This is a genomic window from Marinobacter manganoxydans MnI7-9, from assembly GCF_000235625.1.
GTDB lineage: Bacteria > Pseudomonadota > Gammaproteobacteria > Pseudomonadales > Oleiphilaceae > Marinobacter > Marinobacter manganoxydans.
The window spans coordinates 75,165-93,357 of record NZ_AGTR01000032.1 but is presented as its reverse complement, the minus strand read 5'-3'; the positions used below and the strand labels follow the sequence as shown (position 1 = coordinate 93,357).

Annotated in this window: 20 protein-coding genes; 9 read left to right on the top strand and 11 right to left on the bottom strand. The window is 56.2% G+C overall.

What is annotated here, in order from left to right; all coding sequences use genetic code 11:
- Positions 1 to 25: 25 nt before the first annotated feature.
- Together KYE_RS21625 and KYE_RS08820 are read right to left on the bottom strand one after the other, a co-directional pair.
- Positions 26 to 193 carry a hypothetical protein gene (locus tag KYE_RS21625; protein ID WP_008172490.1) on the bottom strand — a complete coding sequence of 56 codons (168 nt, stop codon included), beginning with the start codon at positions 191 to 193 and terminating at the stop codon, positions 26 to 28.
- 121 nt (positions 194 to 314) lie between these two features.
- Positions 315 to 758 (bottom strand): YHS domain-containing (seleno)protein, encoded by a 444-nt coding sequence (locus KYE_RS08820; RefSeq protein WP_008172489.1) that lies wholly within the window; start codon positions 756 to 758, stop codon positions 315 to 317.
- A gap of 196 nt (positions 759 to 954) precedes the next feature.
- On the opposite strand from KYE_RS08820, the gene KYE_RS08815 reads away from it, so the two are divergent.
- A complete protein-coding gene (locus tag KYE_RS08815; protein ID WP_008172488.1) occupies positions 955 to 3,096 on the top strand; it encodes an ATP-binding protein in 2,142 nt (713 codons plus the stop codon).
- Here KYE_RS08815 and KYE_RS08810 read toward each other — a convergent pair.
- A complete protein-coding gene (locus KYE_RS08810; protein WP_008172487.1) occupies positions 3,093 to 3,740 on the bottom strand; it encodes a response regulator in 648 nt (215 codons plus the stop codon). The genes KYE_RS08815 and KYE_RS08810 overlap by 4 nt on opposite strands.
- 172 nt (positions 3,741 to 3,912) lie before the next feature.
- On the opposite strand from KYE_RS08810, the gene KYE_RS08805 reads away from it, so the two are divergent.
- Positions 3,913 to 5,901: a hypothetical protein gene (locus tag KYE_RS08805; protein WP_008172485.1), complete on the top strand. Its 1,989-nt coding sequence runs from the start codon at positions 3,913 to 3,915 to the stop codon at positions 5,899 to 5,901.
- A 150-nt stretch (positions 5,902 to 6,051) separates the two neighbouring features.
- On the opposite strand, the gene KYE_RS08800 is transcribed toward KYE_RS08805, so the two are convergent.
- From KYE_RS08800 to KYE_RS08790, 3 genes are all read right to left on the bottom strand, one after another.
- On the bottom strand, positions 6,052 to 6,258 hold the full coding sequence (locus tag KYE_RS08800) for a cold-shock protein (protein WP_008172483.1): 207 nt from the start codon (positions 6,256 to 6,258) through the stop codon (positions 6,052 to 6,054).
- 281 nt (positions 6,259 to 6,539) lie between these two features.
- Positions 6,540 to 7,349, bottom strand: a complete 810-nt coding sequence (locus KYE_RS08795; RefSeq protein WP_008172481.1) for an OmpA family protein — start codon at positions 7,347 to 7,349, stop codon at positions 6,540 to 6,542.
- A 27-nt stretch (positions 7,350 to 7,376) separates the two neighbouring features.
- Positions 7,377 to 7,763 carry a DUF4398 domain-containing protein gene (locus KYE_RS08790; RefSeq protein WP_008172479.1) on the bottom strand — a complete coding sequence of 129 codons (387 nt, stop codon included), beginning with the start codon at positions 7,761 to 7,763 and terminating at the stop codon, positions 7,377 to 7,379.
- 228 nt (positions 7,764 to 7,991) lie between these two features.
- Between KYE_RS08790 and KYE_RS08785 the strand changes: the two genes are divergently transcribed.
- From KYE_RS08785 to KYE_RS08770, 4 genes are all read left to right on the top strand, one after another.
- The gene (locus tag KYE_RS08785) at positions 7,992 to 9,749 is read left to right on the top strand and encodes a DEAD/DEAH box helicase (RefSeq protein WP_008172477.1); all 1,758 of its coding nucleotides are present in this window, start codon (positions 7,992 to 7,994) and stop codon (positions 9,747 to 9,749) included.
- An 89-nt stretch (positions 9,750 to 9,838) separates the two neighbouring features.
- A complete protein-coding gene (locus KYE_RS08780) occupies positions 9,839 to 10,321 on the top strand; it encodes an FKBP-type peptidyl-prolyl cis-trans isomerase (protein WP_008172475.1) in 483 nt (160 codons plus the stop codon).
- 16 nt (positions 10,322 to 10,337) lie between these two features.
- Complete coding sequence (locus tag KYE_RS08775) at positions 10,338 to 10,793, top strand: metallophosphoesterase family protein (RefSeq protein ID WP_039881955.1); 456 nt, start codon at positions 10,338 to 10,340, stop codon at positions 10,791 to 10,793.
- A gap of 139 nt (positions 10,794 to 10,932) precedes the next feature.
- A complete protein-coding gene (locus KYE_RS08770) occupies positions 10,933 to 11,847 on the top strand; it encodes a DUF4124 domain-containing protein (protein WP_008172473.1) in 915 nt (304 codons plus the stop codon).
- On the opposite strand, the gene KYE_RS21940 is transcribed toward KYE_RS08770, so the two are convergent.
- Genes KYE_RS21940 through KYE_RS08760 form a run of 3 tightly spaced genes read right to left on the bottom strand, consistent with a single transcriptional unit; the run spans position 11,842 to position 13,149 of the window.
- Positions 11,842 to 12,066 (bottom strand): MBL fold metallo-hydrolase, encoded by a 225-nt coding sequence (locus KYE_RS21940; RefSeq protein WP_254775530.1) that lies wholly within the window; start codon positions 12,064 to 12,066, stop codon positions 11,842 to 11,844. The two genes, KYE_RS08770 and KYE_RS21940, sit on opposite strands and share 6 nt — an antisense overlap.
- Positions 12,030 to 12,560, bottom strand: a complete 531-nt coding sequence (locus KYE_RS08765; protein ID WP_008172471.1) for an MBL fold metallo-hydrolase — start codon at positions 12,558 to 12,560, stop codon at positions 12,030 to 12,032. Before KYE_RS08765 ends, KYE_RS21940 begins: the two co-directional genes overlap by 37 nt.
- The gene (locus KYE_RS08760; RefSeq protein WP_008172470.1) at positions 12,550 to 13,149 is read right to left on the bottom strand and encodes an NUDIX hydrolase; all 600 of its coding nucleotides are present in this window, start codon (positions 13,147 to 13,149) and stop codon (positions 12,550 to 12,552) included. The genes KYE_RS08765 and KYE_RS08760 overlap by 11 nt, the downstream gene beginning before the upstream one ends.
- Before the next feature lie 226 nt (positions 13,150 to 13,375).
- Here KYE_RS08760 and KYE_RS08755 point away from each other — a divergent pair, with 226 nt between their 5' ends.
- On the top strand, positions 13,376 to 14,947 hold the full coding sequence (locus KYE_RS08755; protein ID WP_008172469.1) for an inorganic phosphate transporter: 1,572 nt from the start codon (positions 13,376 to 13,378) through the stop codon (positions 14,945 to 14,947).
- Here the strand turns inward: KYE_RS08755 and KYE_RS08750 are convergent.
- Positions 14,925 to 15,170, bottom strand: a complete 246-nt coding sequence (locus KYE_RS08750; protein ID WP_008172468.1) for a hypothetical protein — start codon at positions 15,168 to 15,170, stop codon at positions 14,925 to 14,927. The genes KYE_RS08755 and KYE_RS08750 overlap by 23 nt on opposite strands.
- A gap of 38 nt (positions 15,171 to 15,208) precedes the next feature.
- Positions 15,209 to 17,017 carry a Na/Pi cotransporter family protein gene (locus KYE_RS08745; protein ID WP_008172467.1) on the bottom strand — a complete coding sequence of 603 codons (1,809 nt, stop codon included), beginning with the start codon at positions 17,015 to 17,017 and terminating at the stop codon, positions 15,209 to 15,211.
- A 202-nt stretch (positions 17,018 to 17,219) separates the two neighbouring features.
- On the opposite strand from KYE_RS08745, the gene KYE_RS08740 reads away from it, so the two are divergent.
- Positions 17,220 to 17,687 (top strand): AtaL-like protein, encoded by a 468-nt coding sequence (locus KYE_RS08740; protein WP_008172465.1) that lies wholly within the window; start codon positions 17,220 to 17,222, stop codon positions 17,685 to 17,687.
- 63 nt (positions 17,688 to 17,750) lie between these two features.
- Positions 17,751 to 18,185 carry an SRPBCC family protein gene (locus KYE_RS08735; RefSeq protein ID WP_008172464.1) on the top strand — a complete coding sequence of 145 codons (435 nt, stop codon included), beginning with the start codon at positions 17,751 to 17,753 and terminating at the stop codon, positions 18,183 to 18,185.
- Positions 18,186 to 18,193: the final 8 nt, after the last annotated feature.

Genomic DNA, 18,193 nt, shown 5'->3' with positions numbered 1-18,193 from the left:
ATGGCACCGCTTTGACGCGGTGGTTTCAGTTCCCTTTTTTGAATTTCGCTTTGCAATTCCCGCTCATGCACATGGTGCAGTAATGCTCACGGTCCTCGTGCTTGGTGCCCTCTGTGATCTTGATGCCACAGCCGTTGCAGAGCAGAACGGCAACGTCGCCTTCAAATTTCACAATAGCGTGTTCGTATTCCATAAGACACCCCGATCCTGATTTAAAATTCATCCTGAGTAGTACGGTATTTGCAGCGGGGCAGACCGCTGGCGGGCTGCTACCACCGGCGTGTTTGAGATTAAACCGAGACCAATTCTATTCGTTATTCCAGAATCTTTGGCCAGTTTGCGTCTGCCTGTCGAATGAAGCCCTCTGTGTCCTTCAGCCATCGATCCTGAACTGACTCATTGTAGTTGAGATACAGCCGGCCATCGCGGATGGCCCAGTGTTGAGGGTCGCCTTTGGCGAGGTAGCCTTGGGCAACCGCCCAGGCGCAGTAGCCGCCGTAGGCAGGCAAGTAGCGTTCAGGATTGGCTTCGAAGCGCGTCAGGTTCTCCGCACTCGCGAATCGCCAGGTTACGCCCAGGTGCTCTGTGGTGTATTCGCGCGAGCCTTTGGCTGGTTTTCCCGTTTCGAAGTAGCTGACTGTGTCGTAGCCGCCCGCCCCGGTATTGCTCAGCAGGCCGGTGTAGACGGCAGGCTCAGAGGCCCAGGCGCTGGCGGTCAAGAAGAATACGAGGGTGATGAAGGTCAGTTGTCTGTTCATATCGATTTCCCCGAAGGATTTCAGGCATTTTGGAATTCTGCGCCGTGCTATCTGGTTTTAGAACCGGAATCATCAGTTTTGTTTCACTGGATCGACGTTAACGTGGGAAAACAGTCCCCCTCATTCAGGGTGTCGCAAATCCTCCCTTGGGTGGCTAATCTGAAAAGCAATCTATAGGGATTGTGGAGGATTTCAGATGGCACCCAGGCAGCGGTTTCTGCTGATTGCCGTCGTGGCCCTGGCGGCCATTGCCATCTCAGCGCAGGTCGCGCTGTCGTCGCCCTGGCTGGGGCTCGAGCTTTCGCCCCATGATGGGCCGGAAGGGCTCCGGGTCGATCGGGTGCACCCGGATTCACCGAACGCCGGGGTTATTCGGGTGGGCAGCATAATTGTGGGGCTGCAAGCGGCGGATGGTCGGCAAATCCCGCTGCATGGCAATCTGGTGATGGAAGAACCAGACCTGCTAAGCCACACCGATCTTAATCTGTTTATGAAGCGCCAGACCGAGTTGGATCAGGCGCTGCACTCAGGCGGGGCACGGTTTGTTCTCGCATCCGGTGACCAGGTGCCGGCTGTGGCCATCGATACGCCGTGGCATCAGCTCTCGGGCGGCTTTTCGATTCACACCTTTTACGGGCTGATTGCTTTGATGGTGGCGGTTGGCATCTGGGCCTTCCGCCCGAAAAGCGCAGCGACCCGGCTTTACGCGCTTTCCGGCGTAGCAACCATGGTGAACACCCTGACTCTTGCCATCTACGGCGATCGGGAGTTTGTGCTGAGTGGCGATGTGTTTGCGGTGGTTTCTGCGGTTAACCACCTGGCCACGCTCATGGTGAACGCTTCCCTGGTCTCCCTGTTTTGGGTGTATCCGCGCCCGCTTGCCCGTTTTCCCGTTCCGGCACTGATGATTTGCATCGCACTGATCATGTGGGTTCTGAGCGAACTCCAGGTGGGCGAAAGCGCCCAGGTGACGGTCTACCTGCCTATTGTCGTCGGTTATGTGCTTGGCTTGTGCTTTGCGGGTGCCCAATGGGTGGCCTCGAAAGGTCGCCCCCTCGAACGCGCTGCCCTGAAATGGTGTGTATTGGCAATTTTCCTGGGCAGTGTTTTGCTGATGGGGCTGGTGATCATACCGCCAGCCTTCGGCCACCCCCCGCTCGTGCCGCTGCTGGTGGGGTTCGGCGCCTACCTGATTCTGTACCTTGGCATCGCGGCGGGGCTGGTGCGCTATCGCCTGTTTGATATTGAGCGATGGTGGTTCAAGACCTGGCTCTGGTTTGCCGGGGGGCTGATGGTGCTGGTGTTGGATGCGATCCTGATCATGGGCGTTGGTTTGACCAGCACCTATGCGCTGACTCTTTCGCTTGCCATTGCGGGCTGGCTTTACTTTCCATTGCGGCAATGGCTTTGGGATCGATTCGGGCAGCGTTCCAGCATTTCTCTGAACGAGGCTCTCAGGGAGCTGGTGGATAAGCTTTTTTCTGCCTCTACGGAAGCGGAAGTTCGCAGGGCCTGGCCGGATCTGCTGCGCATGACGTTTCAGCCACTCAGTCTGGAGATGCCCGATGCGCCGGATAAAAAGGCCGCGGTGGCAGTATCGGCAGACGGTGTGTTGATGGAGCTGCCTGCGCTACCGGGTGATACCCGGCGGGCGAGCCTGGAATTTGCCAGCAATGGGGCCCGGCTGTTTACCAAGGAGGATATGCGGGTGGCGAACCTGCTGTATGACCTTACTGGAAAGGCGTTGCAGGCGCTGCAGGCCCGTGATGCGGGGGCGAAGAAGGAGCGCAGCAGAATCATGCGGGATCTTCATGACGATCTGGGTGCCCGGTTGCTGAGCCTCGTGTACGCCACGGACACAGGAACGGTGCGCGAGGTGGCCCGATCGGCCCTGAGGGACCTGCATGGGCTGGTAGATACCACTGCAGGGACACCAGCCAGTCTGTTGGAGGTGGCCAACGGCTGTGAGGGTGAAATACGCCAGCGGCTGACGGACTCGGGTATCGAACTGGATTGGCAGGCAGATCCCATGAGGCTGTCTGACCAGGAGCTTTCGGCCCGGGCTGCTGCCAATATCGCGCGCATTCTCAGGGAAGCAATTTCCAATATCATCAAACACGCCAATGCTGATCGGGTAGAGGTAACGTGGAGTCGTGATAGCGACCATCTTCTCGTGCGGGTTTCCGACAACGGCAAAGGCGAGACCCTGGATGGCCAGGGTGACGGGCACGGCCTCAGAACCATGCAGGTTCGTGCCGAGGACCTGGGCGGTCGTGTTGATTGCTGGGTGTTGGCGGAAGGCGGCTTTGCTGTGGAGCTGACGCTGCCGGCAGCCTAGCTGTCGATCATACCCATGCGCATGGCTTCCCGGGTGGCTTCCGCCCGGGAGGACACCTCCAGCTTGCGATACACGGTTTTCACGTAACCGGCGGTTGTGTGGCGGGTAATGCCCAGGGCCTGGCCAACCTGAGCCAGCGTGAAGCCTCTGGCAATCAGTTCCAGTACTTCCTGCTCACGCGGGGTCAGGTCCGGCTGTGCGATGGTATCCGGCGGTGCAAAGGTTGCCAGAACCCGCCTGGCCACCGACGGCGACAGTGGCGGCTCATCGTCAATAATACCCGCCAACCGGCGAGCCAGCTCGGATTGGGATTGCTGTTTCAGCAGGTATCCCCTGGCGCCCGCCCGTAGTGCCGGGAACACATGGCGGTCGTCGTCGTGGATGGTTATCACGATGCAGAGGCACTCGGGCACCGCCTCGCGCAGGTCGCGGATAAAGTCGATGCCATTACCGTCTGGCAGGCTGAGATCAATCAGAGCAATGTCCGGCTCAAGATCCGCCTGTTGAAGGTGAGACAGTTTATCCCTTGCCTCAGTGAGCCGGTTGGCAACGGTCACCGAAATCTCCGGAAAAACTTCCTTGAGCACGTCGCGCAGCCAATCCTGAGCGCCTGCGTGATCTTCCAGAATAAACCCCAACTTCATTTGATCGTCCTGATGCTCTTGGGTTGCCGCTCTTTCAACATAGCCCCCTCAAATGGGGGAGTCAAAGCCGGCCAAGGTCCCCTCAGGTGCGGTCTGCTGCCGTTGGTTCATGTCCGATAGCCTAGTGACGGACAGCGTAAAGCAACGGCTTTACGAACAAGGAGGCAGTCGAATGAAAACATTGAATGTTATACTCAGGGTGTTAACCGTTTTGGCCGTGTGCTTTGCCCTGGCGGGCTGCTTACGGAGCAGTGATTCAAATGATGATGACCTGGTTGAGGAAGATTCCAGCGAGGAGGTCGGTGGCGATGATGTCGCTGACAGCGGTGATACCGGGGACAGCAGCGGTGATGGCGGGGGTGGTGGCACAGCCTCTGGCGCACCAGCCGCGCCAGTGGTTACGCCCGCCTACGATGACTGGACGCTGACGTTTACCTGGCCGGCAGTGGCCGACGCAGACTTCTACCAGGTGTTTGAAGACCCGGACGGCGTGAGTGGCTTCACCCAGATAGGTTCGGACCTGACTACCAACGAATACACCAACAATATCAGCCTGACCGAACGCAACGGCGCCCGTTATGTCGTTGCCGCCTGCAACAGTGAGGGCTGTACCGATTCCAGTGAAGTGACGGTTGATAGCCTGGACAGCGGGATCACGCCCATCGTGGTAAGTGGCGATCCGGCGCCGGGCATTGGCAGTGGCGCCGTGTTCAGCGGTGAAGTTGGCACCCAGCTGAGGTTTGATGTTAACCAGGCCGACGACGCCACGCTGCCCTCAAGCGATGCTACCTACAACGGTTTTTTCAACGTACTGATCGATAACACCGGTCAAATCATCTTCGGCGGTATCCTGAACCAGCAATCGGGCTCGGTGACGGATCAGGTCGATGGGCTTAACAATGAGGTGCTGTTACGCAGCAATGCCGGCACAACGTCTGTGATCGCCCGGGAAGGCGACCCTGCGAGGAATGGCACCGAGTTTCCGACACTGGATGCGGGAAATATCTACTTTACAGAGAATATCCAGGGTAATCGGTTATTCTCGTCCTTGAGTTCAGACGGCAATGGTGCGATTACCTTTAAGCCCGGGTCGAACACGGATGCCTTCAAAGTGGCAGACGATTCGTTTTATCCAGCGGGCAGCGCATTTTGGACGATCACAGGCTTGGGGCAGAAGGCCCAATCGTTAAAGGCCGGTGAAACGCTACTTCCCGGCAATCTCGAGGCAAAAAACTTCGGTTTCCTCGAGTTTGACAGTAACCAGGCAGAGCAGCTGGTTATTGGTCTGTCACTTCAGAACGCAGATGGCACAGCTCTCTCCGGTTCGACGGATTCAGGCATATACGTCCGTAATGCCGATGGCAGCTACCGGGAAGTTGTGCGGGAGGCCGGTGGCTCCGCAAGAGATTTTATCGATGATCTGAACTCTGCCAGACCTAAGTTAACCGATAATGGCGAAGTGTTTTACTTCGCTCCCAGAGCGGTTTCCGGGGCGGCCAATCGGGGAATCTACACTGATTCGCTGGGTAACGGTGATTTTACCCGGATCAGCCGTAGCGAGCAGACGCTCCTGCTGGATGATGGCTCGCTCTTTGAGGTCACCGGCTTTATTGGCGGCGCGAACTCGTTCGATGTGGGCGCCGACGACTCCGTGGCCTTCCTGGTCAACTCCGGCACCCTGGATCAGGAAGACGCTTTGCTGGTCTGGACCAACGACGGAACCAGTGCCACCACGGAGGTGTTTTTCCAGGAAGGGGATCCCGTTCGAGGTTTGCCGGATGCCTCCGGTGTGGAGCTTGCTGTTAGCTTGGGCTCGAACACAACCAGATTGGCGTTCAGCCGGCAATCCTGGGCGGCATTCCGGGCGAGCGATGAGGCGGACATCAATAACCGCAAGAGTCTGCTGCTTGCCTCTAGCCCTTCAGGTTATACCCGCGTGATCGCGAGGGAAGGGCAGCAGTTCGCGGTTGATGGCGTCAATTACGGTGTTGTGACCGAAATCCTGGATTTCAAAATGGCTGCGCCGGCCGAAATGATTGTGTCATTGCGATTTGATGAAGATGGTATATCCGGCCTGCAACCAGACGGCTCTTTTGTGGGGCCAGACGGCAAGAATGGGCTCTTCCGTGTTGTATTGTGCAGCCCTTCAGAGCCCTGTTAACAGGAACTCGGTAACTGCAACATTCATCGGCAAGGTAAACGGCATATCAAAAATAAACGGGTAGGGTGCCAGCAGCGATCTTGCCCGTCTTCTTTCAAACAAAAAAGGCAGCCCTGGGGCTGCCCTTTTTGTTTACGTATTGGCTGTTATTTACAGGCCAATAACGTTTTCTGCTTGCGGGCCTTTCTGGCCCTGAGTCACGGTGAACTCAACTTCCTGGCCTTCGGCCAGAGTTTTGAAACCGCCACCCTGAATATTGCTGTAATGAACAAAGACGTCTGCGCCGCCTTCACGAGTAATAAAACCAAAACCTTTTGCTTCGTTGAAGAACTTAACGTTGCCGGTAATTGTAGACATAAATAGTTATCCTGAAATTAATCAATAAGGTGCCGTCAAAGGATCGTTGTGATCATTGATCAGCGATATGCGGGAAATAAAAAAACGTGCAGGATCAAAAACAGGACAAAAGGTGTGGCAACACAAGAGGTCTTATTCGTGAAATGCTTTGCTAGATCTTTCCAACGAGAAAGACAGTACGCTAATTAAAAGGCCCTGCATAGCAAAGTTTTCAAATGTTGCGAAAAACCGGGACAGATTGGTTTGCTGGACAAAAATCTGTCCCGGTGCGCATTCGCGTTCTAACGTTCTTTTATATTGCCGTCCGCATCGGAAATCACTATCTCGACCCGCCTGTTCTGTTGGCGCCCTGCGGATGTTTCGTTCGTCGCAACCGGGTATTGTTCTCCGAATCCCTGCACTTCAATCCGGGCGCGATTAATACCTCTATCCATCAGGGCCTCTCTTACAGCCTCAGCCCGACGCTCTGACAGTTGTTGGTTGTAAGATTCTGCTCCGGTGCTGTCCGTGTATCCTTCCACGCGCACGCGACGGTTTTCATATTCAGCCATGAAGTCAGCCAGGCGGCCTACTGTCGTTTCCCCGGCAGGTTTCAGTTCAGCACGATTCAGGTCGAACAGAACGTCACCCAGGGTAAGTACCATGCCACGGTCTGTCTGTTCGGCCTGCATAGCCTCCATTTGACGGCGCAATTCAGCGGCTTCCTGCTGGGCAGCCTGAGCCTGTGCAGAGCGAGCCTGCAACTCCAGTTCCTTGCGTCTTTCTTCGGCGGAATTTATCTGTTGCTGCAGCTTGGCGCGTTCGGCCTGCTCCCGGGCAATCTCGGCATGGCGATTGGCCAGGTAGGCCGCATGCTCGATTTCCGCGGTGCTGGCACCCTCTTCCAGTAATCGTTCAGCGCGGGCCAGCTGATCCCTGGCGCTTCTTAGCTGGCGGTCGCCACTGCGGGCAACGTCTGGATCGGTTCGAATGTCCTCATAGGCCGCCTTTGCTTCATCAACCATCTGATTGTCCTTGGGCGTACTGGCACATCCGGCCAGGAAGACGGAAAAGCCGACAACCATGCTCAAAATCATGTATCGATTGTTCATATCAATCTCCTGTTTAAGCTGGCGCCCTTACTGGCTTCCATTCATGCGTTGGCGAAGAGACTCGATGTTCCTGTTGATCTCTTCCACAGCCTGTCTGGCTTTTGCAGTTTCGGCACGCGCGCCGGCCAGCTGAGCATCGACGGATGCCTGTTCCAAAAGGTGCAGTGCTCTCTGATAATTCTCTTCGCTCATTTCATCGTCGATGAGCTCTTCGGCATCGGCAAGCTTGTTCTGGGCCTGATTCAGCAGCACTGGCTCAAAGTTTCTTGCGTCGGATGACACCGCTTGTTGAACGGAAGATTCGGCGGCTCGCATTTGAGAGGTGGGGGGCTCCACGGAGCCTGCGCAACCGGTGATAGCGACGGCTATGCCGGCGATCCCGACGGCGCCCAATATCGACATATAATTGCTCATGCAATATCTCCTTATACTGGAAAACGGAGGCCTGACTGATTCCTTTAATCCAGTCAGGTTGCTGATCTGTGGTAATGGACCTGGAGGAGAACTCAGGGTATCTGTCAGCTCAAACGCCTCTACTTCCTCAATTCAAAGATAGCAGTCAGTGGTGTTGTGCACATGAGCATTTATCAATGAACATTAACAGCCGAAACACACTGTCTGAGAACGAGTAAGCCCTCCAAAATGAACGCTCCTTTCAAACTCCGGCCTTACCAGCGGGAAGCGGTTGACGCCACGCTGGCTCATTTTCGGAAAACCGATGAGTCCGCCGTTATCGTGCTGCCAACCGGTGCGGGGAAAAGCCTGGTTATTGCCGAGTTGGCGCGTCTCGCGAAGCGAAAGATCCTGGTGGTAACCCACGTAAAGGAGCTGGTGGAGCAGAATCAGGCCAAGTATCAGAGTTATGGATTAACCGGCGGAATTTTCTCCGCCGGGCTGAAGCGGAAGGAAAGTCACCACCAGGTGACCTTTGCCAGTGTGCAGTCGGTATCGGCGAACCTGGATCAGTTTCGGGACGAATACTCGCTGGTTATTATCGATGAATGCCATCGGGTCAGCGGGGAAGAAACCAGTCAGTATCAGCGCATCATAGAGCTCTTGCGGCAACAGAACGATTCTCTGAAAGTGCTCGGGCTGACTGCTACGCCATACCGTCTGGCCATGGGCTGGATCTATCGCTATCACTATCGGGGCTTTGTTCGGGGCGAGGATGACAAGCCCTTTCAGCACTGCATTTACGAGCTGCCCCTGAGTTACATGATCAACCGGGGGTATCTCACCCGGCCGGAGCTGGTGAACGCGGCAGTGGCGCAAAACGATTTCTCTGCGCTGCCCCAGGACCGCTTTGGCGAATACGCCGAGAGGGACGTTAACCAGCTGCTGAGCAAACATAAGCGCGTGACCCGGGCGATCATTGAGCAGGTTGTGGAGTTGGCTGCCGAGCGTCAGGGCGTGATGATCTTTGCGGCCACCGTGGAGCATGCGCGGGAGGTTGCCGGGTACCTGCCAGAACACGAAACTGCCTTGATAACGGGCGCCACCGATCTGAAGGATCGGGACTTGCTGATTCAGCGCTTCAAGCAGCGGCAGTTGAAATATCTGGTGAACGTGTCTGTGCTCACCACGGGCTTTGATGCGCCCCATGTGGACTTCATCGCCATTCTTCGGCCCACCCAGTCGGTGAGTCTCTATCAGCAGATTGTGGGCCGTGGTCTTCGTCTGGACGAAGGCAAGCAGGATTGCCTTGTAATTGATTACGCCGGCAACCATGTAAACCTGCATCACCCGGAGGTGGGGGAGCCGAAACCGAACCCTGATAGTGAGCCGGTGCAGGTGTTCTGCCCGGGCTGCGGGTTTGCCAATATCTTCTGGGGCAAAACAGACGATGATGGCCGTGTGATCGAGCACTACGGCCGCCGTTGCCAGGGGCTGCTGGAGCCGGTTGACGGGGTTCAGGATGAACGCCCGCAGCAGTGCGATTACCGTTTCCGCTTCAAGGAGTGCCCGCATTGCGGGGCCGAGAATGATATCGCAGCCCGTAACTGCCACCAGTGCCAGAAAGCCATCATCGACCCGGATGATCAGCTGAGAGATGCGCTGAAACTCAAGGATGCCATGGTCATCCGCTGCGCCGGGATATCGCTGGTTGCCGATGGCAGCAAGTTGAAGATCACCTATCACGGGGAAGATGGGGAAGAACTCGGCGAGTCGTTTGATTTCAGCAAGCCGGGCCAACGCGCTGTTTTTAATAAAATGTTCGGGCGTCGCTTTGCCAATAGCCAGGCCCCGAAAGAGTTCAGCTCAGCGGATGAGGTGCTTGAGCTGGAGGCCTTATTGCCGGCACCGGATTTCGTGATTGCGCGTAAGCAGAAGCACTATTGGCAGGTGCAGGAACGGGTTTTTGATTATCAGGGGCAGTTTCGGAAGGCGAATGAAGTTTAGGCCCGGTTTTCCTGTCCTGCTTTTACTTGCCTGCAGTCAGCTCCGCTGCTCGTTATAATGGCGTATCTAAAATCATCGAAGAGAACCCTATGCCAATTGAAAAGAATCAGGTCGTCCTGTTCCACTACAGCGTTCGTGATGAGCAAGACAACGCTGTTGAAGACTCCCACGGCGGCGAGCCGAACGCCTACCTGCATGGCCATGGCGGCATCATCAAGGGCCTGGAAGAAGCCCTGGAAGGTCGCGATGCCGGCGATACCTTCAGTGTGACTGTCACTCCCGATAAAGCCTATGGGCCCCGCAAGCCCGATGCCATCCAGCGGGTGCCGATCAAGCATTTGATGGGGGCCAAACGCTGGAAGGCGGGCATGGTTGCTCAGGTTCAGACCGAGCAGGGGCCTCGCCACGTGGTTGTTGCGAAGGTGGGCCACAAATTTGCCGATGTGGACACCAACCATCCGATGGCCGGCAGAACCCTGACCTTTGATATTGAGGTGATTGACGTGCGCGCCGCGACCTCGGAAGAGATAGCCCACGGCCACGCGCATGGCCCGGGCGGCCACCACCACTAAGCATCTGGGGGCAGGCATGCAGATCGGCGTGATTGCAGATACCCATAGCAAAATGCGTCCAGAAGCCCTGGAAGCCTTGAAGGGCTCGGAGGTCATCCTGCATGCCGGCGATGTCGGGCGGGACGACGTTCTGGACGCGCTCGAGGCGATCGCGCCGGTCATTGCCATCCGCGGTAATATCGATAAATCCGGCCGTGCAGCCGAGCTTCCCGACACTCGAGATCTGGAGTTTCTCGGCCAGGCCCTTTACATGCTCCACGATGTCAAAACCCTCGACTTCGATCCGCAAGGCCGCTACCGCGTGGTGATTGCTGGCCACTCCCACAAACCCCGTAACGAGTGGATTGGCGATGTGCTGTACTTCAATCCTGGTGGCGCAGGCCCCAGACGCTTTACTTTGCCGATTACGGTGGGGCGGCTTGTAGTGAATGAAAACGGTGTGACTGGTGAGATTATTGAACTGCGTACCTGATCGAAAATGGCGTTACACTAAATCTACCGGTGTTGGCGGCACCGTTCTTTCGCCGAACCATTTTGGGTTTCGAGACTAACTTTCAATTTTTATCGGGTAAGGCGCAGTGATTAAAAGGTTAAGGAAAGCCGTTTATCCAGTGGTGGTTTTAACGCTGTTTATGATGGCTGCGTGCCCGGTTTCTGCAAAGATCTATAAATGGGTGGATGAAAACGGCCAGGTGCATTTTGGCGATCGGCAGGATCACCGGGTCGCGCAGGAAGTGGTCAATGTTAAGCCAGGTGCCTCTGAATGGTCGCGTTTTGAGATCGATATCAGAACTGTTGATGTTGAGCTGAGCGAAGCGGAACACCAGCAGATCGTTGAAGGCGTAAACAACGTCTATGAGTTCTTCGACCGGGTGATGTCTTTTGATATGCACCGGACGGTGCCGGTCAATATTCTGATTCTCAAAGACAGCGCGGCATACCGTAACTACCTCGTCCGTCGGAACAGGGGGATGGCTGTTGCCTCTTATGGGCTTTACATACCTTCCGAACACCAGATCGTCGTCTATATTCGTAAAAACAGAAATCTCACCTTCAAAACCATCAAGCACGAAGTGAGTCATGCGGTTGTCGATACCATCGTTCCCTATGCGCCAGCCTGGCTGAACGAAGGGTTGGCAGAGCAGATGGAGACCATTGAGCGCGATGAATCCGGCTTGTATTTTGAGCGCCACCGTGAAAATCAGTGGGTGGTTGATCAGGCACTTGAACAGGGCCGTCTGGCGGGCATCGATCAGCTATTGAAGCTGCCAAGCAACAAGTGGCGACATTCTGATCTGTCGGGGCGCGGAAGCCTGCGGGCCCAGTCTGGCCAGTTCGTGTATTTCCTGATGTCCAAACCTACCCGAAGAAACTTTGTGGTGCGCCTGATGCACAACTTTAATCGGGGAGATCGCACCATCTCCTATTATCTGGTCAACGACAATTACATTGGTGGTGTAAGCATGCTGGCCCTCGACTGGCGGCGCTGGTTGCACGATCAGGGAGAGGGCGTCGTCAGGTTATAAGTTCGAAGCCGGCGACCAGACTTCCCCGTGCTGCATCACCCGAAAGTTCGTTTCGTTCAGCCCTTGTCGCTCCAGGGCGGCCCTTAGCCGTCGGGGCGGCTCGTCCATGGGCTCGTCGGTGAGCACGAACGTGCCCCAGTGCATCGCCACTGACTGTCGGGAACCGATATCCTGATGAATGCTCACCGCCTCTTCCGGGGCCACGTGCACCGGCGCCATGAACCAGCGCGGGTCGTAGGCCCCAATGGGCAGCAGCGCAGGTTGGCTCCGAAGCGCCGGTGTAACTGGCGCACGGTTTTTTCATCAAGGTGGTCGTAGTGGTTGTGGGAAATCAGCACCAAATCAATCGGCGGCATGTCTGCTACCGTCAGGGCCGGCGGTGTATAACGCTTCGGCCCGACCAGTTGAAAGGGGCTGGCGCGTTCCGACAGTACCGGGTCGGTGAGCACGTTCAGACCACGATACTGGAACAGGAACGAGGCGTGACCCAGCCAGACCAGTTGTGGTTCTTCGGGCGGATTCATCAGGGAATGCGTATCTGGCCGCAGCAGCGTGAAGCGTTTTCCCTTCGGGAAGTTGCGGCCCGGGGCCAGTTGCCAGCGCATAAAATCGCCAATGCCATGTCGGGGGACTGGCTCCAGGTTGCGGTACCTGCCCCGATAGAAATGAGGTTCCGCAGCGAGAGCGGCAAGGCGATTACGGTCAACGGTCATGGATCGAACTCTCATTCTTGTCAGGGGCCAATGCCAGTAGCTCCTGCAACATGCTGTAGCTTAATCCCCAGATGCAGGCATCCTGGTAACGGCAACAGGGCATGTTGAGTGTGCCCAGGGGCGTGCGCCAGGAAAGTCGGCCCTGGTTCGCGTCTGCGCCGAGGTAGTCCATCGGCACCCAGACCGCTCGCTCGACTTCGTGATTCGTTGAGACCGACTTCGGTCCCCGCCACTCGAACACATAGGGGGTGACCACCATCGGGCGCCAGCGGCTGTGATGGCGGGTGACCAGGTCGGACAGCCGGGTGAGAAAACGGCCGTGGCGCCTCAGATCCATGCCGGTTTCTTCCAGTGTTTCCCGCTCGGCAGCGGCCCGTGCAGATGCATCTTCAGGTTGCAGGCGGCCGCCCGGGAAAGCCATGTCGCCAGACCAGGGGTCACCCTCCCGACGGGCCCGCTGGATAAAGAGCAGCTCCTTGCCACCGTTTTCTGTGCTTCGAAAGATAAGGGCGACGGACGCTCGGGCGAATCGGCGCCGAAACGGTATCTTGTGGGGGCGCAAATGGCTTAGCCAGGATTTCGAGGTCAAGAAAGACTATCCTCTGGTAATGGTTGGTTATAGTTAAACACATCCTGCACAGGCTAGACGCAATCCCGATATTCAAAACTTCAATCTGACGGCCCGCTGGCTATTGTCGGCTCCTTCGCCGTGCGCAAAACCGGTCAAAATTTTCTGGCTTTGGTCTACATTGTATTGAAGCGAACGGTAAGTCACCGGTTATCGCACCAATGATGGACACCTTGGCGGTAGGCTGATGGAGCTGGAGCAGATCAATGCCATAGAACGGGCAACCCGTTATGGGCGCGCCGAGGTGCTTCGCCTCGGTGTGGCCGTGATCTTCATTGTCGGCATCATGTTGTATGTCCGCTCGATAGGGGCGGATGCGCCAAACATGGTCATGCTGGTGGCAGCGGCCATGATCGGCGGCTACATGGCGATGAATATTGGCGCAAACGATGTCGCCAATAACGTAGGCCCTGCCGTCGGTTCCAAGGCTCTTACGCTTGCGGGTGCAATCGCCATTGCCGCGATCTTTGAGGCCAGCGGCGCGCTTATCGCCGGTGGCGATGTGGTGAGCACGATAAAAAAGGGGATTATTGATCCTGCCCTGATTGGCGATGCCGACACCTTCATCTGGCTCATGATAGCCGCTTTGCTGGCTGCTGCACTGTGGTTGAATGTTGCCACATACGTAGGCGCGCCAGTCTCCACGACACACTCAATTGTTGGTGGTGTTATGGGTGCGGGCATCGCTGCCGGAGGCTCGGGCATTGTTGATTGGGGCCAGTTCGGCCAGATCGCTGCCAGTTGGGTTATTTCCCCGGTGCTTGGCGGTGCCATTGCAGCCTTGTCTCTATACCTTATCAAGCGCCGGATTACCTACAAGCGGGATATTGCCCAAGCTGCGAAACACAACGTTCCCCTGTTCGTTGCAATCATGGCCTGGGTCTTTTCGACCTATCTGGCGTTGAAGGGATTAAGCAAGATTGTCGAGATCGGGTTACTCCCCGCCGTTGGGTTGGGGGCAATCGTCGGAGCCATCGTGTGGTGGCTTACAAAATGGTTGATTCACCGCCACTCCGCCGAGGTGGAAAACAGCAAGGCGGGCGTTGATGGCCTTTTTACTATCCCGCTGATTTTTGCGGCCGCGCTTCTGAGCTTTGCCCACGGCGCGAATGACGTTGCCAACGCAGTCGGCCCGCTGGCCGCGATCAATGAAGCCGTGCTTCAGGGCGGAATAGCGTCCAAGGCCGCGATTCCCAGCTGGGTGTTGTTGGTGGGTGCACTTGGTATCGCGCTTGGCCTGGCACTGTTTGGCCCCAAGCTCATACGCACGGTAGGTTCGGAAATAACGGAGCTCGACCGGATGCGGGCTTTCTGCGTAGCGATGGCTGCGGCGGTTACGGTTATCGTTGCCAGTCAGTTAGGCCTTCCGGTGAGCTCAACGCATATTGCGATAGGGGGTGTGTTTGGCGTTGGCTTTTTGCGCGAACATCTCAAAACGACCTATCGCCAGAAGATTGATGAGATCGAGGCGCACTATGCCGGAGAGGACCGGGAGAAAGTAGAGCGGGTGCTGGAGGAGTTCGAGGAAGCTTCCTTCGAGGAGAAGGGGCAAATTCTACAGAACCTCAAGAGGAATAATGGTGGCACGGCACCGATCTCGAAAAGCGATCGCAAGGGTCTGAAAAAGGTTTATCGCCAGGAGCTGGTAAAGCGATCAGCGGTGTTCAGGATTGTGGCTGCCTGGATTGTCACCGTTCCATTATCGGGACTGTTAGCGGCTATGCTTTTCTTCACGATCAGGGGGATGCTTCTTCCATAAGCTCTCTCAGTTTGGCAAGTTGCGCCTCAACGACTCGCAGGCGAACTTCTGTTTGAGCGGGTGTTTCCCCCGGGGCGCCGGAAGTCAGTCGGTCGCGGTATTTCTCCTGTTTCTCCACCAGCCGCTCTTCAAGCCGCTTCAGTTCCTCAAGCTCCAGGGACTTACCCTTGTCATGGTCGCCCAGAATATCGTCAAGCTTCGCCACAAGATCCTTGAAACCCACTGTTCCGTCCTCTCTGTTTAAAGCTTAATCGGAATTCGTCATGGCATGACTTCTGCCCGCCCTGCGTCGCTCACCGACAGCTCCTCTGTGGTTCGAGCGGCTTCAACATCCATGGCAGTCAGGAGCTCGCGGGTTCCTGTCAGAATAGCATCGACGGTTTCGCTGGCGTAGGCAGAGTCGTTTAGCAGAGACGTAGCCATGGCGGCATCAATCCGTTTTGCACCCAGGAGTTTTGTGACACGACCGACCATCGATTCGCGGTCTACTCGTGCACGCACAGCGATCTCGTCGAGCTCCAGTATTGCTGCGCTGGCATCCTCAAACCGGCCTTCGTAAAAACGATGGGTCTCACGCAGTACCATCGCGACTCGCAGTCGAAGCTCGTTGTACTCTTTGCGAATCGTGGCGTTATCCGACGCCATATAAATTGTGAGATTCTTGCGTAGGTGTTTGACATGCTTGATGGCTTCGACCATCTCCGCGGCAGCATGCTGAAGACGATAAAGCGATTCGGTGGAGTTGGCCGGCGACTCCCGGGTCATTCGCCCGGAAATAAAGTCGAGAATGGCGTTGTACAGGCGTTTTACTCGCTGTCGGTAGATCAGGTCGATGTCGATATCGATGCGTTCCCGGGAATTGTTAATCATCGCTTCAAGGTCATCGCTCTGGCGAATATTTTCGCGGTGCAGGTGGAGACCATGGGCAAGGATAACGAAGGCTTGATCGAACAGGTGCCAGACCTCCCTGCGCACTGCCGCGTTTGCACTATCGGGTGAGTCCATCGCAGCCTGATTCAGGTACCGCGGCTGTGCGGCGACCTCTTCCTCTCGCTCTGGCAGCCAGCGCTCGAGTGCCCGTGCCATTCTCGATATCAGTGGCAGCATGATGGCAACACCAAGGCAGTTGAACAGGGTGTGGAATACGGCGAGCTTGACCGTGTAGTCATCGTCGGCGATCGACATGAGGGCTGACAGGGCATCCACTGACCAGCGCAGGGGCTCGATCAGCACCAGGGCAATCACCGCCGTTACCGCGTTGAACAGGAGATGGGCGCCTGCCAGACGCTTGCCAGTGATATTTGCACCCAGACCACCGATCAGAGCGGTGACGGTTGTACCAATATTTGCACCAATGGCCAGGGCCAGAGCGTTTTCGTAGGTAATCTGGCCCGTGGCCAGACCGGCCAGAGTCAGCGCCAGCGTCGCATGGCTGGATTGCATCACGACGGTCGCCAGAATTCCGAGGCCTGTGTAGACAAGAAGTCCTGAGATACCGTCCATTGCATACTCGCGCAGATCGACAGCCGACTGATAGCTTTCGAAGCCCGCCTTCATGAAATCGATACCGAGAAACAGAAACCCGAGCCCGGCGAGAATTGCACCGAAGGCTTTCCAGGCTCGTGGTTGCTGAAAATTCAGTACCACGCCAAAGACAAGCATCGGCAAGGCAAAGGCCGAAAGGCTCATTTTCATACCGATGGTGGCGAATAACCAGGCGCCGGTCGTGGTGCCAAGATTGGCGCCGAAGATAATGCCGATACCCGTGATCAGCGGAAGCAAGCCGGCGCTCAAAAACGAGATCGTGATCACCGATACCAGGGAACTGGACTGCATGATGGCGGTACTGACGATGCCAAAACCGAGGCTTTTCGGAATCGTATCGGTTGTACGACGCAGCACGCTCTCGAGAAAACCACCGGTAAACTGGCGAAACCCGTTCTCCAGCGAGAGCATGCCGAACAGAAAAATGGCAACGCCGGCGGCAATCTGTTTGAACTCTGGGCTCAACCAGAGCGCAAGGGCGAGGATTCCGAGGATCAGAGCAAGAAAGAGTTGGCGATAGTTCACTGGGATTTAAAGTTCCCTTTTACGAATTATTTGACTATCAGTTTGCACTGGGACCATATCAGTGGTCATCCTTTTGAATTGTAGACTGTTAACTTTTTAAACGCGTACCCAAACCGTGAATCGGACTTTAATAACCCGGCATTCATCGCAAAAAAGCGAGCGATTGAAACCGTGCCTTGCGATGCACCCGAAAGGAGGCCAGATGACGTTCGAGCATATCGTTCAGATAAACGACCTGACCAAGCCAGAGCTACCGGTTCTGACCCGATTCCAGGTGTGGGAGGGGCTGGTGCTCAGGGCCCGGCGCCCGGACAAGTTCCTCGTTGGTGTCTATGATTACGAGATTCTGGATCAGGGCCCGGCTTACCTGAAGCGTAGCCTCCAGCTGCCGGGACTGCAGGTGGTCGATGAAGTTACTTTCTGGCACGAGGCGAGGATAGAGTGCCGGACTCAGCCAACGGCCACCCTCCCGGCCGCAACACTTGTCATGGATATCGAAGAGCCCGAGCCGGCATCACTGTTTGTCCGTTTCCGGTATGAAACAGCGAGCATCGAGAACCGTGGTGATTCGATGCCCTATGACCAGTATCTTGAACAGGCCTATGTAGCCACAGACATTGAGACGATTCAGATCATTCGGCAGTTGGCCGAGACAGGGGTATTCTGCTAAATCCCACTCGTTTGATGGAGTGGGAGCGTATCCTGTCTGTGAGCCCACTATTGAGGAGTAGCCATGTTTCGCATTCATGTCGAACGAGTTCTCGAGAAGGATATCGAGTCAGTCTTCGAAGCCATCTCCGACCACGCCCGCTATGCCCGGTTTCCCGGGGTCAGCAAGTCTTTACTGATTGAAGAGGGTAGAGACGAGAAAAATGGCACTGGCGCCCTGAGAATTATCGGAGCGGGCCGGCTTGAACTCACTGAGCGTATTACCCGGTTCGAGAGGCCAAACCGAATGCACTATCAAATTGAAAAATCGAGCCCGTTCGCCGTTCAGCACACGAAGGGAGAGATTGTTTTTAAGGCAGAAGGTGAACAGACCCGGGTAACCTGGGTTTCTGAAGGGCATGTGCAAGTGCCGCTGCTGGGTGGGGTAATGGACCGATTGGCTGAGCGCAGCTTTTCCAGAGCCTTCAGCTCTTTGCTCAAGGCTATTGAGCGCCTCTAGAGCTTGAG